7 protein-coding genes are annotated in these 16166 nt (G+C 60.3%); all 7 read left to right on the plus strand.

Translation table 11 applies throughout. The features are described from left to right. Positions 1 to 381 (plus strand): hypothetical protein (locus tag KFE19_00005; GenBank protein ID QUO37950.1); only part of this gene is annotated, 381 nt, incomplete at its 5' end. After that, entirely contained in the window at positions 374 to 841 is a 468-nt protein-coding gene (locus KFE19_00010; protein ID QUO37951.1) for a hypothetical protein, read from the plus strand. The genes KFE19_00005 and KFE19_00010, both read left to right, overlap by 8 nt. A 14-nt stretch (positions 842 to 855) precedes the next feature. After that, complete coding sequence (locus tag KFE19_00015) at positions 856 to 1212, plus strand: hypothetical protein (GenBank protein QUO37952.1); 357 nt, start codon at positions 856 to 858, stop codon at positions 1210 to 1212. 11 nt (positions 1213 to 1223) lie between these two features. Then, positions 1224 to 2762 (plus strand): hypothetical protein, encoded by a 1539-nt coding sequence (locus tag KFE19_00020; GenBank protein QUO37953.1) that lies wholly within the window; start codon positions 1224 to 1226, stop codon positions 2760 to 2762. 12 nt (positions 2763 to 2774) lie between these two features. After that, entirely contained in the window at positions 2775 to 3107 is a 333-nt protein-coding gene (locus KFE19_00025) for a hypothetical protein (protein QUO37954.1), read from the plus strand. A gap of 26 nt (positions 3108 to 3133) precedes the next feature. Beyond that, positions 3134 to 5392 carry a hypothetical protein gene (locus KFE19_00030; protein ID QUO37955.1) on the plus strand — a complete coding sequence of 753 codons (2259 nt, stop codon included), beginning with the start codon at positions 3134 to 3136 and terminating at the stop codon, positions 5390 to 5392. A gap of 371 nt (positions 5393 to 5763) precedes the next feature. Continuing rightward, a complete protein-coding gene (locus KFE19_00035) occupies positions 5764 to 16122 on the plus strand; it encodes a strawberry notch family protein (GenBank protein QUO37956.1) in 10359 nt (3452 codons plus the stop codon). Positions 16123 to 16166 lie beyond the last annotated feature (44 nt).

The raw sequence follows: 16166 nt of genomic DNA on the forward strand, positions 1-16166 counted from the left end.
TGCAACGCCGCCATCGTGGCGGGCATGGACGTGGAGACCAGCCAGGGGGCGGAGCATTTCAGCCTCCAGGAAACTGACCAGATCAACCTGACCACCGCTCTCTCCGCCGTGCAGGCCGGGGCCGCCGGGTATCCCTATCATGCGGACGGTCAGCTGTGCCGCATGTTCTCGGCAGCGGAGATCCAGGCCATTGCGCAAGCGTCTATCGAGCACAAGCTGTACCACACGACCCTGTGCAACCACCTTTTGACCTGGGCACGGCGGGCGGAGACGGCGGAGGAGCTGGAGGGCATCGCCTACACGGCGGAGGGCCTGCCGGAGGATCTGGCGGCCAATATGGCCCAGGTGCTGGCGGCGGCCGGAGGCGGCGCCGATGCGTGATACAAGATTGGCACCTGCGGGCCGCCGGGCAGGCCGGGGCGTGGAGATCACCCTCTGGCGGATCTGCGCCTGGTGCTGCTGCGGGATCCTGTACGGCGGCCTGGAGATCCTCTGGCGGGGATATACCCACTGGACCATGGTGGCGCTGGCGGCGGGGATCTCCATTCCCCTGGACATCGCCAACGACACCGTCATTCCCTGGCGGACGCCGCTGTGGGTCCAGGCCGTCATCGGCGGCAGCGTCATCACGGCGGCGGAGTTCGCGGTGGGGTGCGTGGTCAATCTGTGGCTGGGCTGGGGCGTCTGGGACTACTCCGATTTGCCGCTCAACCTGCTGGGGCAGATCTGCCCCCGGTTCTGGGCGCTGTGGGTGGCCCTGGCCGGGCCGGTGATCGTGATGTTTGACTTCGTGGCCTTTTGGTCCGGCAGAGGGCCGAGGCCCACGTACAGACTGATTTGACAGGAGGTGGTCTCGTGACCATCAATCAGGTGATCGAACAGGTGAACCGGCTGTCTCCCGGTGCCCTGGAGGACCGGGACCTTGCCGGATGGCTGTTGGAGCTGGACGGGAAGCTGTTCCGGGAATTACATATGCCGGAGGACACAAAGCGGCCGCTGCAGTGGCCGAAGGACCAGGATGTGCCTCTGACGGCGCCGCCGCCCTATGACGGGATCTACACCCTGTATGTACAGCTGAAGATGGATTTCTTCCGGCAGGACTATGAGCAGTACAACAACACCGCGACGGCTTACAACGACGCCGTGAATGAGTTCCGTAAGGCCTACCGCCGGGAGCATCCGCCGGAACCTTTTTATATCAGTACCCTGTAAAGGAGGCGGCTATGTCATTTGTGCCGATGATGAAATATTCCGCCAGGACCGCCACCCAACAGATGGTGGCGTTCGGCGGGCTCCGCTATGGAAGGGGCGGCAGCGACGGGGAGTTTTCTCAGACCCTGAACCTCTCCGCCCGCCGGTATCCCGCCCTCTCCCAGCGGAGGGGCAGGGAGCTGGAGGAGACCCACAAGGCCGCCGCTGCCCTTTTCGCCAAGGGAGAGAAGCTGCTGGTGGTGGATGGGACGAGCGTCCTGTACGACGGGGAGACCGTGGGACAGGTGGAGGCGGGGGAGAAGATGATCTGCTCCGTCAACTCCAAGATCCTGATTTTCCCGGATAAGAAATACTACGACACCGAGGCGGACAAATTCGCGGATATGGCGGCGGAGGTGTCCGCCGCCGCCTCCGCTGTCACATGGGGGACCAACACCCTCAAAATCACCGGCAAGGGCGATCTTTCGGAGATCTTTGCCGCCGGGCAGGCCGTGGAGATCAGCGGGTCCGGCGTGCCGGACAACAACAAGTCCGTGGTGATCCGGGAGGTGAGCACGGACACGCTGACAGTTTCCGCCAATGCCTTTTCCGCCCAGAGCGAGACCCAGACGGTGAAAGTGGAGCGAAAGATCCCGGACCTCGTGTGCGTCTGTGAGAACGCCAACCGCCTCTGGGGGGCGGAGGGGAAAACCATCTGGGCTAGCGCCCAGGGCGATCCCCTGACCTTTTACAACTACGAGGGACTTGCCACGGACTCCTTTGCCGTGGCGGTTGGCACCGACGGGGACTTTACCGGGTGCATCGGGTATTCCTCCAACGTCCTGTTTTTCAAGGAGAACGCCCTGCATAAGGTGCTGGGCACCATGCCGTCGGAGTACCGGGTGTACGACTACACGGTTCCGGGGGTGCAGAGGGGCAGCCAGAAGTCCATGGAGGTCATCAACGAGGTGCTCTACTACAAAGGCGTCGCCGGGATCTATGCCTATACCGGCGCCGCGCCGACCCTTCTGACCGAGGCCTTCGGAGAGCGGACGTTCAACAATGCCCGCGGCGGCAGCGACGGCGTGAACTACTACGTCTCCATGCAGGACGAGGACGGCGGCTGGAACCTTTTTGTGCTGGACACGGCCACCGGGATCTGGCTGAGGGAGGACGATGCCCACATCATCGACTTTGCACGGCAGAACACCGCGCTCCACGCTCTGGATGCCGCCGACGGCAATGTGTATCTGCTGGACCGGGAGACGGACCAGGCGGTTTCCTGGGAGGCTTTGTTCTATCCCTTTGACGAGACGGTGTACGGAAAGCGCGGGTACTCCAGGCTGTGGATCAAGATGGAGCTTTCGCCCGGCGCCTGGGTAAAGGCGGAAATGGCCCAGGACGGGGGACCCTTCCGGCAGATCGGCCTGTGGAGCAATGCCCGCCGGGAGACGATCTTCGCGCCGCTGCGCCCCGGGCGATGCGATACGTTCCAGCTCAAGCTCTCCGGTCGGGGCGGGTGCGTGGTGAAGTCCCTGGTGCGGGAGTTCATCGTGAAGTCCCCGAAATAACGGAGGACGCTCATGGATATTATCGCAAAAAACGCACCGCTCATTGATCCCGCCCGGCTGGACCAGTCTCTGGAGGAATTCCGCAATTACATGGTTGAGGTGCTTCAGTTGATCGACTTCACGTTGTCCAACCAGAAGAACCGGATCAACGGAGCGGTCAGTGAGGAGAACTTTTTGCAGCTGGCCGCTGCGCTCCAGGCATTGAAAAGTGAAGTGGCTTCACAGGGATCGGCGGTTGTTGAATGGAAATCCGCCATGGAAACGATGTCCAATACGCTGCAATCGCTCTCGGGGGAAATCAATACCCTGAAGGAGCGCGTGGCGGCGCTGGAGGGGGCGTCCTGACGGCGCCCGCAGGAAAGGAGACTATAATGGCAAAATCCTTTGACCAGCTGGTGAAGGAACATGGCTCTGTGGCTGCGGCCATGCAGGCGCAGGGATACACCAAAAATGAAAGCGGGTCCTGGACCAATGCGGGCCGTTCCGGGGGAACGACGTCCGGCGGAGCATCCGGCGGGACCGTGAGCGGCGCCGGCGTCCGGGGAAGCGGTGGAAGCGGCAGCCCGTCCTACTCTTCCAACGTGGACTACCACCAGCAGGCCATTGACGCCGCTTCCAGGGGAGACTGGGCCGGGGTGAATGCCGCCCTGTCCGCCCGCCAGCAGAAGATCAACGCCCAGGGAGGCAACGACCGGGGACAGAGCAACCAGAGCATCTACCAGAGCCTCCTGGCCCAGTATGGATCTCCCTCCGGCGGCTCACCGTCTCAGGGAACGATGAGCCGGGATGAAATGACCTCTCAGCTCTATGCTGGAAATCTGGTTGGGCAGAGCGGAAATTATTTTGGACAGGGGTGGAGCGAGGGGCAGGATTATCTGGCCCTTGCGCTGGAGGCGGCCGGAAACGGCAATCTCACCGACGCCTACACCAACCTTCAAAAGCGCGGATACAAAATGGCGGACACCGGCAGCTCCGGCGGAGGCACTTCCCAGGCGCAGGCCTATCAGCTGGTGCAGCAGGCCTTTGACCGGTCCGGCGAGCTGGAGCGTCAGTATGAGATCAGCCGACAGAAAAACGCCGAGCGCCTTGCGGCGGTGGCGAGGTCCCATGACGGCGCCGGCCAGTCGCACAATGCCTACAAGACCGTCCAGCGGATGGGAAGCGACGGCGTGATGTACTATGTGACCATGGACGGAAACGGAAACCCGGTGCTGGCATCCCCGGTTGGAAACTGGCAGGACCGGAGCGGGGTCAACTATACCCCGGAGGAGATCGACGCCCTGGCGGATTACTACGCCAATGGATTTGATCTCAACGACTACTACACGATCCACAACTACGCCGTGGACCGGGTCGGAAACGGCGCCAAGTACGACGAAAATGGGATCCTTCAGCTCAACGAGGAGGACTTCACGCCCCGGTCCCTGATCCCGCAGCTCCAGGCCCTGGGGATCAATCCCATTCTCAACTCCCAACTGGCGGGGCTTTCCGCGCCCCAGGCATCCGGAACCGCCGATACGGCACAGGGCCAGGCGGGGGCGGTACAGTCTCCCGGCATGAGCGTTTCTGACTGGAACGCGCTTTTGCTGGGCCAGATGGGCCTGACCGGCGGCACTTTAGGGAACATGGGCCAGCTGGGCGGGAGCCAGGCGTATCCGGATGCGCCGGAGTACACGCCGATGTATGAAAGCGAAATCTCCGCCCTGATCCAAAAGATCCTGGGCTCCTCCTATCAGGACTTCCGGCAGGGGGACGAGTACGACCGGTTATATGACCAGTATTCCGCCAACGGGCAGAAGGCCATGCAGGACACCCTGGGTCAGCTGGCGGCCCGCACCGGCGGCTATGCTTCGTCCTATGCCTCCGCTTCGGCAGGACAGGCCTTCAACGACTACATGACCACGTTGGAGGAAGCGGCACGGGCCATGTACCAGGATCAGCTGAACCAGCAGCTCCAGAACCTGGGCGTGCTGACGGATGCGGAGAATACAAACTACAACCAGTATCTCAATGAGCTGAGCCAGTGGAACACGGACCGGGATTTCGATTACAACCAGTATATGGATCAGCTCAATCTGCTCTATCAGCTGGGCCGGGATCAGGTGGAGGACCAGCGGTATCAGGATGAGACGGACTATAATCAGGCGCTTTTGCAGGCGGAGACGCTGGCGGCTTACGGAGATTTCTCCGGGTATAAGGCTCTGGGTTACTCCGATGCACAGATCCAGCAGATGCGGGCGGCGTATCAGTCTCAGGCGGCGGCCCAGTCCTCCGGAAAAAAGAGCAGTTCTTCCTCCGGCGGGTCCTCCGGCACTTCCAAACCGCGCCTGACGGCGGCCCAGACCCTGACGGCCCTGGAGAACGGCCTTCGCAACCAGCAGGTGCTGGACGCCTATGAGTATTACTATGGCGAGCCCTTTCAGGAACCCAGTGAGACAGGAGGCGATACCGGCATGAACCCGGATCATTACAGGGCTTTCGGAAATTCCATTATGGCGCAGCTGAATGCAGGCAAGGAAAACGCCGCCATCGGCAATATTGACGCAAGATGGGACGAAATGAATGAGGAACAGCGTGCAGGCATCCAAAATCTTTTGAAGCAATACGGGTATCAATACAGCGCCAGCTGACGGAGGATGTTATGGGTACTCTGAAAAAAATCACTTCCAGCACCGACAAGACCGGACAGGAGACCGCAAAGCGCGGCGGTGCACTTGTGCGGATCGATACCGGGGAACGGATCAGTTATGACCCGGACCCGGAACGGAGCCTCCCCCATGTGACAGCCGCCCAGAGGCAGCAGGCAGTGGAGCGGTACGATTCCGCCGTCAAAAAGGCAAGGGAAAGCCGAACGGCAGCCGCAGGCGGCGGAGCGGATTCTGAGGAAGCCCCCGGCTTGTTGGAACGCCTGGGGAGCGCGGCGAAGTCCGCTTTTTCGGGAGCGGCATCCAATTCGGCCAGCGCATGGGGCACATGGTTTCAACTTTCTGGCGGGAGCGCCATGACGGATATTTATGAGGATCAGCTTCGGTCCATCGACTTGCGGATCGCAGCGGCGGAGAAACAGCTGCGGGATGCCTCCGCGGATGATCCCATGCGGGAGTTCCTCCGGGAAGATCTGGACCAGCTGCAGTCTCAGAAGAACACCTATGAGCAGGCAATCCGGGCAAATCGCGGCATAGGAGATCTTGCGGTGGAGGCGGCAGACCAGGCCGCAAAGTATTCCCAGCAGCAGCGGGATGCCGCAAAAGATGGCCTTGGCGCCGTTGGGTCCAAAATCGTGGATATTGGCACCGGATTGGGGCAGTATGCTGTTGAGCGGCTGAGCCCTCTGCCAACAGTCAATGTTGCGACCGGTGCTGCCGGATCTGCGGCCAGCACGTACCGAGCGTTGGCAGGGGAGGAGTATGAGAGCCAAAAGGCCCTTGGCGCCGCCGCTCTTGGCCTTGGCGGATATCTGGCGGGGGCCGGACTTTCCCGGGCGGTGGGCTCGGCCGGCCTTTCGGTCATGCGCAGCGCGGGCGTGCAGAACAACATCCTGCCCAATATCATCACCGGCGGCCTCTCCGGCGTGGGATTTGCTGCCGGCATGACCGGCGGCAGTGAGCTTGCCAAGGCCCTGGCGGACGAGAACTACCAGCCGGACTGGGGACAGATCAGCACGGACGCCGTGGCGGCCTTTGCCTTCGGCGCCATCAGCAGCGCCGTTCGGATCGCCCGGTCCAGCAGCCAGAACAAGTCCTATGTCGAGCGGCTGAGCCAGGAGGTGCAGCAGCGCTATGCCACGGTAAAGGAGATCCTGCGCAGCGGGAATGCGGCGCAGAGGGCCCAGGGGGCCGCTTCCGTTATGGACGGTGTGGAGCGCCTGCGCGGCGCCCTGAACGATTTGCAATTCGTGGGCGCGCAGAAGCAGGTGGACAGCATTCGCACATTTTTGAACAGTATCGACGCCGAGATGGCCCAGTATCTTCCCAACGGCGCCACAGCCGCGGCCGGAGCGGTGAGCGGTCCTGCAACGGCGATTGTTCCCGGGGCTGCGCCTGTGCGCGCTCCGGCTGCGGCCCAGGGCGCGCCGTCTGCCGGGAGTTCCCACGTCCTGCCCGGTTCATCGCAGACGGTGCCGCCTGCGGTGGCTCCTGCGGCTCCCGTTCCGGTACCGGCAGGGTCGGGCGCCTCTGCCTCCACGATGCCTGCACAGGGCGCCCGGACGCCGCAGACAGCGCCTCCTTCCCATGCCGGCACCGGCGCACAGAACCAGGAACAGCCGGTTGAAGAAGCGTTTCCCCCGGTGTATTATGAGAATATCGAGCGGGAACCGGCGCCGGAGCCGGAGACGCCGGGTATGACGGTTCCCACCGGAAGCACGGCGGATCTGGAACCCCTGGCAAAGACCCTGGGCCAGAGCGGACGCAGGGCCATGACGGCCTTTTACGACAGCGATATCCCCGCAGCGGACTATGCCGAGGATTTCATCAAGGCATACAATGCAGGTAAAAGCGGAGCAGATCGTCCCTCTCCCCGGTATATCGGAGAACCCGTTGCCGTGGCGGCTTATTTTGCCGGGCAGAATGATGCGCCGAAACAGTTTGAGGAGTTTGATGAAAGTGGAGCTCCTGTTTTCGCCACTACCAGAGCGCAGGCGCAGATTGAACCGGCAGACTTTGCCGATTTGAAAAGGCGTCGGGACGCCGCAGACAAAACGTTCGGCCTGGATCAGGGAGAAAGTGTGTCTCTTGGAAACTATGTCAAGACATTATTCCGCGTCCTGAATAATCGGCTTTACAGCGGAACGATGTCCGATAAAGACCAACCCATGGTTGACCGGATTACCTCTGCGCTGAAAAAATTTCCGACATTTGATGGAAAAACCTATCGCAATCTGTCTTTTCAGGATGAACTCTCATTCAACTCCTACCTTTCTGAATTTGCGCAGGGGGAGACAGTAACACTCAAGGCATTTACATCAACTTCAAAACGGCCAAACGGTTATCCGAAGTTTGGTGACTATGTGGTTCATATGGTAATCGAGGGAACCAGTGGGGCCGATATTGCGGATACATACGGGATTCCACGGCAGCAGGAAGTGATTTTCCTTCCTGGAACGCAACTGAAAATTAATTCCATTGGAACGGCAAATGACGGGCATCCGATTATTTATGCACAGGAGGCGGAGAGTTATGGATTGGCAGGAGATCATGGGGATCAAAGACCCCAACGAGGCAATGAAGCAGATCGCCCTGAAGGTGGAACGGGAAGAACTTCCCGTTCAGGAGATGGAGGATTGGATCGAGGAGTACAAGCGCCTCCACAACGTGACGGTGGACGAGATGGCCTACTATCCCAACGGGGAGCAGGTCGTGACGGAGGAGCTGTTCTGGAAGTAAGCCCCCAGCAGCAGATCGCGGACAAGGTCCGTTACTACCTGGAAAAGGGAACGCAGTTCTCCCCGGCGCGGCTGTTTGAGATCGCGGACAAAGCCTACGGCGGGACCATGGCGGAGGGGACTTATACGGTCAAAGACGCCTATGACGGCATGGAGCTGGCGGTCAATCAGTATCTGATGAGCGGCCCGGCGAAGTCCGCCAACGGCAGCGCAGCCCAGGCCAGGGCGTTCCTCTCCTGGATGGAGCAGCTGCTCAACCTTCTGCCCACCCAGACGAAGCGGACGGCGGAAATGGAGAGCTATCAGCAGTTTTCCACGCCGCCCAATATCGCGTATCTGGCGGCCTGGGCGGCCAATGTGGCGCCCACCGACGTGGTTTTGGAACCTTCGGCCGGGATCGGAGGCCTTGCGCTCTGGCCCAAGGCGTGGGGCGCTGCGGTGTATGCCAACGAACTTTCCACACGGCGCCTGGCTTTTCTGAACCGACTGGGCCTGGACGGCACCTTCAATCTCAACGCCGAGCAGATCGACAATCTGCTGCCGGAGTCCATCAAGCCTACGGTGATCATCATGAACCCGCCGTTTTCTTCCACCGCTGGACGCACCAGCACCAACAAGACCGCAAACGCCAAGCGCCATATCGAGCAGGCGCTGGAGCGGCTGGAGCCCCGCGGGCGCTTGGTGGCCATCCTTGGCCGCGGTATGAGCGAAGACGCCGCCTCCTTCAAATCCTGGTGGGCGGATCTTAAGAAGGAATATAACGTCCTGGCCAATATCCAGCTGGACGGCAGCAATTATAAGAAGTACGGAACGAACTTTGATGTGCAGCTGGTGGTGATCGACAAGACCGGGGCCACCACTGGGGAGACATTGACCGGAACTTATAAAGACCTTTCCAAAATCCCTGAGCTGATGGAGGGTATCAGAAATGAACGAAAAGGCATTGTACGAAACAGTGATCCTGTCTCTGGGAGAACTTCCGCAACAAGAGCTGTCTCTCAAGCAGGCACAGCTTCTGGATATCCTGCGGGATCTGCTGCCGGACAGCTGGCAGCAGGGCAGCAGGGCGGCGCTGGTGGTCTCCGCGCTCCTGACGGGGCAGGGAGAGGAAAGCGCAGCGGAGTACGCTCTGGACCCGGAGGAGAGCGAAAGCCTGTTCCGGGCGGTACAGGGCGCGCAGACGGAAGCGGAGTTGTCCCTGGCAATGCAGGACCTCGGATGGCACTGTCTGGAGGCGCTGGAGCCGGTGTGGACGGAGGATCTTCTGCCGTAACGGCGGAGAACCCCGACAGCACCTATGCCGCGTATGCACCCCGCAAGGTGCATATCAAGGGCGCCCGGCCCCACCCGGCCAGGCTGGTGGAGAGTGCGGCCATGGCCGCCGTGGAGCCGCCTGACCCCGCCTATACCCCGGCGCTGCCGGAGCGGATCGCAAAGGAAGGCGTCCTCTCCGACGCGCAACTGGAGAACGTGGTATACGCCGGCCAAGCTCACAGCCAGAAGTTGGCCGACGGGCGCCGCAAGGGCTTTTTCATTGGTGACGGCACCGGCGTCGGCAAAGGACGTCAGATCGCCGGTATCATCATGGACAACTTCCTGCAGGGCCGCAGAAAAGCGGTCTGGATCTCCGAAAAAGCCTCGCTCCTGGAGGATGCCAGACGGGACTGGAAGGATCTCGGCGGGAACCCCGACGAGATCCTGGATCTGAAAAACCCCCATCTTCTGAAAAACGGGATCCAGGCGGACAGCGGCATCGTATTCGGCCCGTACTCCACGCTCCGCTCCCAGAAAGAGGCCCGCCTTAAAATGCTGGAGGACTGGCTGGGGAAGGACTTTGACGGTGTGATTGCCCTGGACGAGGCCCACAACATGGGAAACAGCGTTTCCATCAAGCGAGGGCGCGGAAAGAGCAAACCGGCGGCCCAGGCTCTTGCGGGCATCGATCTCCAGCGGGCATTCCCCAACGCCAGGGTGGTCTATGCCTCCGCCACCGGTGCCACGGATATTTCCCAGTATGGATACCTGGAGCGGCTGGGCCTTTGGGGGAAGGGGACCGCGTTCAATGATCTGAACGACTTCATCGAGAAGATCAGCAATGGGGGGCTTGCCGCCATGGAGCTGGTAGCCCGGGATATGAAGTCCATGGGCGTCTATATGGCCCGCAGCATCTCCTACGACGATGTGAAGTACGACACGATCCAGCACGATCTCACGCCCATGCAGACGGAGATCTACAATACCATGAGCCGCGCGTGGCAGAAGGTCCTTCAAAATGTGAATGAGGCGCTGAAAATCACCGGCGCAGATAAGAACGGGCAGGCCCGGGGCGCCGCGTACAGCGCGATTTTCAGCGGCCAGCAGCGGTTCTACAACCAGATCCTGACCTCAATGTCCATGCCAACGGTCATTGAGGATATGCGCCGGGAACTGGCCGCCGGCCGCAGCGTGGTCCTTCAGCTGACCAACACCAACGAGGCCCAGGCTGCCCGGGCCATTGCCAAGAACGAGGCGGAAGGCGGGGACCTGGACGATATCGACCTGACGCCCTCGGAGACCCTTCGGGACCTTCTGGTGAAATCCTTCCCAACGACCGTATATGAGGAATATACCGATGATGAGGGACGGACCAGATCCAGGATGGTGGTGGACGCCAACGGGGATCCGGTGATCGATCGGAAAGCCGTGCGAATGCGGGATGCTCTCGTTGAGGAGCTCTCTCAGATGAAGGTCCCGGACGGCCCCCTGGAAATGCTCTTTGATGCGTTCGGGGTGGATCAGGTGGCGGAAGTCACCGGCAGAACGCAGCGGATCGTGGAAAAGCGGGATGCCAACGGTGTGCTCCGCCGCGTCCACGAAAAGCGGGGACCCACGTCCGGCACCGCAGACACCAAACTGTTCCAGGACGGCAAGAAGCGGATCCTGGTCTTTTCCGAGGCCGGCGGAACCGGAAGAAGCTACCACGCCGACCTGCGTGCCAAAAACCAGCAGCAGCGGGTCCACTACCTGCTGCAAGCCGGGTGGAATGCCAGTAAGGCTGTGCAGGGCTTCGGCCGGACACACCGCAGCAACCAGGCCAGCGCGCCCATCTTCCGCCTGGTGACAACCAATGTCATGGGGCAAAAACGGTTCACCTCCACCATCGCACGCCGTCTGGATCAGCTGGGCGCTCTCACCAAAGGACAGCGGCAGGCGGGCAGCGGTGTGTTCAGTGAGAAGGATAACCTGGAAAACCCCATTGCAGCAGATGCGCTCTCTGTGTACTACAAGAGCGTGAACAGGTCCATCCTCAAAAAGCTGGGCCTGTACGATAAGATCTACGATGAAAACGGCAGGATCAACGACAGCGCCGAGGACCTGCGGAATGTGAGCAAGTTCCTCAACCGGATCCTCTCTTTGGAGGTGGAGGAGCAGAACGAGGTGTTCCAGGGCTTCTACGATACCTTTGAGCGGATGCTGGACAATGCCATTGCCAACGGTACCGTGGACATGGGCCTGGAGAACTACCGGGCGGAGAAGGTGGACGTGGTGGATGAGAAGGTGATCCGGAAGGATGCCACCGGAGCTGACACCAAGTACGTCCAGATGATTGCCTATAAGCGCCCGGATACCATTTCCTTTGACCGTGTTCCCACGGCCTCCAACAACTTCCGAAAGCTGGTGCGCATGGAGGACGGAGAAGTGCGGGCGGTTTATGAGATCTCCCCCAGGACCAATTCCGCAGGAGAGATCGAGCGCCGCTTCAAACTGCAAAGTCCCCAAATCGGCAAGACCAGCATCTACGCAGAAAATACCATGAACACCAAGACCGCCGACATTCCAAAAAAGGAATGGAAAGCGGCCTGGGAGGAGCAGTTGGCAAAGGTTCCGGAATTTACCGAGACCCGGCTCCATATGCTCACCGGCACACTGCTTCCCATCTGGGACCGGCTGCCGACGGACAACACCCGCGTGATGCGGGTCGTGACATCCGACGGCAGGCAGTATCTGGGCCGGGTGATCGCCCCCACCCAGATTGACGGGGTTCTTCGGAACCTGGGGGCAAACCGGACCAAGGAAACCTACACTCCAGGGCAAATTCAAGATGCCGTCCTGGGGCAGGGCAGGGAGGCGATCCTCCGGGATAACCGTCAGCGGATCGTCCGCCGCCGGGTCAGTGGGGAATGGCGCATGGAAATCGTGGGCCAGAACACCTGGTACCTGGCCCGGCAGTACCCGGGGATCCTCACAGAGCGGATCAACTTTGAGTACCGGTATTTTATTCCAACGGGACAGGCCGGAGAGAAGATCCTCTCCGACTTGATGAAGAATAACCCTGTTGTGGAGATCCGCAGCAGTGCGCCGGAGGAGGAACGCATGGCGGCCCCCGGCGGCAGGGACCGCCAGTGGTCTGCCGACCGCGTGGGAAACCGGGACAAGACGCCGAAATCCCTCTCTGAGATCGCAGAGGACATCCGGCACTCCTTCGGCCTCAATATCACCACGGGGCACATTCGGGGGAAAGGCACCCTGGGAACATACAACCGACGGAGCCAGGGGATCCGGTCCAAGATCCACAACGACCTGCCGACCATCTCCCACGAGCTGGGACACCACCTGGACAACACATACAGACTGACCATGGATGCCGGCCGCGATGCCCTGCGGGAGCTGACCGACGGGTTAAGCCCTGATATGCGGGACGCTTATCCGCAGAAGAAGTGGGGGACGGAGGGCCTGGCGGAGTATGTCCGAAAGTTCCTTCAGAACCGGGAAGTGACCGCCATTGACTATCCCCGGTTTACAGAGTACTTCATGGGGAAACTGTCCGGCAAGGACGCGGCGATCCTGGACCAGCTGGCCGACGAGATCAACGCATACTATTCCCTGGGAGCGGATTCCGCCGCCAGTTCCATCCGGCTCCGGGAGGAGCGCGGACCGGATGCCAGAACCCTCTCGGAGAAGATCCGGGACAAGGGGGATGGCCTGTATCAGGCGTGGGTGGATATCAACCACGGTATCAAACTCTTTGACGAGGCCGTTGGGACAGACACCTATAAGCTGGCTGCCAATGCGGCCTATGCCGATGCCATGGCGGCAAATATCATCCTGCATGAACTGCGGGACGCGGAGGGCGCCTATGTAGGACCCGGCCTTTCCACGGTGCTGCATGGGATCAACCTCCGGGACAAGGCGGAGTACAGGGCCTTTGGCGAGTATCTGACCGTCCGGCACGGGCCGGAGCGGCTGAAAGAGGGGATGCGGGTTTATGCCGATGACCGGAAAAACAGCTCCCAATGGATGCAGAACCGGCAGCATGAACTGGAGGTGCAGTATCCGGATTTCCGGGAAGTTTCCGACCGGCTCTATGCGTTCCAGCGGCAGCTTCTTCAGACCTGGGGCGTGAATACGGGGCTCGTCTCCGCCAAAAACGCCAAGGAGTGGGGAGAGCGGTGGAAGTTCTATGTTCCCTTCAACCGGGCTATGGATGAACAGCAGCTGCGCGGCGCCCGCCGGGGCTTTGCCAACCAGAACAGTACCATCCGGCGGGCCAGGGGCAGCGGGCGGGACATCATCCACCCGGTGGACAACATCATTGCCAATATGGTGGCTATGGTGAACGCCGGTGTCCGGAACAATGTCATGCGCCGGATCACCGACGCGGCGGAGCGGTCCGAGGACTACGCCGTGTTCCTGGAAAAGGTTCCGGTTCCGCTCAAGCAGAAGCAATTCGACGCCAAAGACCTGAAAAAGGGCCTGACGGAGTCCGTCATGGACAGCGCCCTTTCCGACGCAGACAAGGATCTGATGGTGGAGATCGTCTCCAGCCTGAATAATATCCTGATCCAGTATGGGAGGGGAAGGGCCTACGGCGATGTGATTACGGTCATGAAGGGAGGAACACAGGAGTTCTGGAAGATCAATGATCCGCTTCTTCTCCAGTCCGTTACCAACATGAGCCCTGGAAAGCTGAACGGGATCCTGGACGCTTACGCCGTTGTCTCCCGGTTTATGACGGGGAACATCACGGGAAAGAACCTCTTGTGGTCCATCTTCTCCAATGCGCCCCGGGATCTTATGACCTTCTTTACCTACTCCAAAGACAAAAATCCCCTCCATGTGTTCGGAGGGATCGGCGCCGCCTACGCCAACAAGATCAAAGGCGGCGGCGCAGATCCGCTTTTCATGGAATACCTGGCCATGGGCGGCGGACAGACCTCCGTCTACACCGCGGACCGGGACCTCACGAGGACTGCCCGTAAGAAAATGTCCGGCAGCAGATCCGCCTATGCAAATCCCATGGAGTGGATCGCGTTTACGTCCGACATGATCGAGATGGGCCCCCGGTTCGCAACTTACAAAATGATGCGGGAAAAGGGAATGATCCCGCAGGATGCTTTCTATGAGGCTATGGACATCACCGTCAACTTCCGGCGGGGAGGAAGAATGGCCCGGGAAGTGAATAAAGTAGTTCCGTTTTTCAACGCCAGCGTGCAGGGCCTGGACAAGTTTTCACGGTGGATCCGGGCGGCCGATGCGCCGCCGGCGCAGCGGTTCAAAATCGTGAGATCCAGAGTGATCTCCTACCTTGTGGCTTCTGCCGCCCTTGCAGCTGCGTTCTATGGCCTCAATAACAGCGACGAGGAAAAGGAGGCGGATTATCAGCAGCTGTCCAACTATACAAAGAACTCCTATTGGCTGATCCCCCTGGGGGACGGCAAGTATTTTGCCATCCCAAAGCCCCGGGAGCTGGCCGTGCTGTCCTCGTTCTTCGAGACAGCGGCAGAGGCCCTGGCAGGGGAGAACCCACACGCATTTGATGAGTTTATAGACTATGTGCTGGACAACGGTCTGCCTCCGGTCCTCTCTGAGCTTTCTCAGGGAGACTGGGAGGGGGCAATCGGCTCCCTGGGTCTGATCGGCACCGGCGCTTACCTGATGGCGAACAGGGACTTCCTGGGGCGGCCCATTGAATCCAGCGGACTTTCCAATCTGGAGCCCAAGGACCGCTATACGACCCGCACCAGTCAGATTGCAAGGGCGGTGGGACAGGCGTTCAATATCAGCCCCCAGAAGATCGACTATTTCTTCAACAGTGTTTTGGGCGGTTTCTGGAAGGCACAAAAGGCCCTGTTTCCCGTTGGCAAGGAAAACGTGGACTTCACGCTGGGGATCCAGAACACCTACATCAAGGACAACCAGTATTCCCTGGATCTGGTGAACTGGCTGTACGATCAGGCGGAAAGATCCTCCCAGGCGGCCAATTCGGACCCATCCGACCTGGGGAAGGCCATCGAAAAGAAGATGGATGCCAATATGACCAGCTTCTATTCCAGATATTACGCCCTCGCCAAAGACCAGCCGGATACAACCACGCACCGCTCTACCCGGCAGACCGTTCTGGATATGATCCGGGAGTACCGGAAAGCCTATGACCTGAACAGCACCACGCAGGCGCAGGAGGCGGTGTATGCCGTCTGCAAGGAGCAAAACAGCACGGAATATCTCCCGGGTGTCATGCAGATCACCGTGAAAGACGGGAACGACATCCAGCACACCTTGTCGGATGTGCAGTATGTGGAGTTCCAGACGGAATATCTGGGACTGTACTGGGAACTCGCGGAGGATGTTCTCTCCGATGGCGGAAGTACAGCGGAGCGGGCCGCGCTTTTGAAGGAAGCGAAAAACACTGCCAAGGAACAGGCTGTCAACCGGGTGCTGCGCCGGATCGGAGCTCCCATCGTGCAGGATTACGACTACGGAGACATCCCCTTGGCGGATGTGGCGGAGTTCAACAGCATTTACTCTTCCGCCTCGTCCGACAAGGATGCGGACGGGAACACCATCCCCGGCTCCAAACAGGATAAGGTGATCGCCGGCATTGCGTCTATCGAGGGACTGACCGACGAACAGCGCAGCGAGCTGTTCCGCAGCGTGTACGACAGCGACAAAAATAACCCCTGGGCTGCAGGAGAAACCAAGAAATACTGGTGGCAATAAGAAAAAATGCGGATTGTTTGACGCAATCCGCATTTTCTTATGCA

Source organism: Dysosmobacter sp. Marseille-Q4140, assembly GCA_018228705.1.
Lineage (GTDB): Bacteria > Bacillota > Clostridia > Oscillospirales > Oscillospiraceae > Oscillibacter.

What these genes read in the sequence shown, in the direction of transcription:
- KFE19_00010 (QUO37951.1), top strand. Translation starts at nt 374, where the DNA reads ATGCGTGATACAAGATTGGCACCTGCGGGCCGCCGGGCAGGCCGGGGC.
- KFE19_00020 (QUO37953.1), top strand. Translation starts at nt 1,224, where the DNA reads ATGTCATTTGTGCCGATGATGAAATATTCCGCCAGGACCGCCACCCAA.
- KFE19_00025 (QUO37954.1), top strand. Translation starts at nt 2,775, where the DNA reads ATGGATATTATCGCAAAAAACGCACCGCTCATTGATCCCGCCCGGCTG.
- KFE19_00030 (QUO37955.1), top strand. Translation starts at nt 3,134, where the DNA reads ATGGCAAAATCCTTTGACCAGCTGGTGAAGGAACATGGCTCTGTGGCT.
- KFE19_00035 (QUO37956.1), top strand. Translation starts at nt 5,764, where the DNA reads ATGACGGATATTTATGAGGATCAGCTTCGGTCCATCGACTTGCGGATC.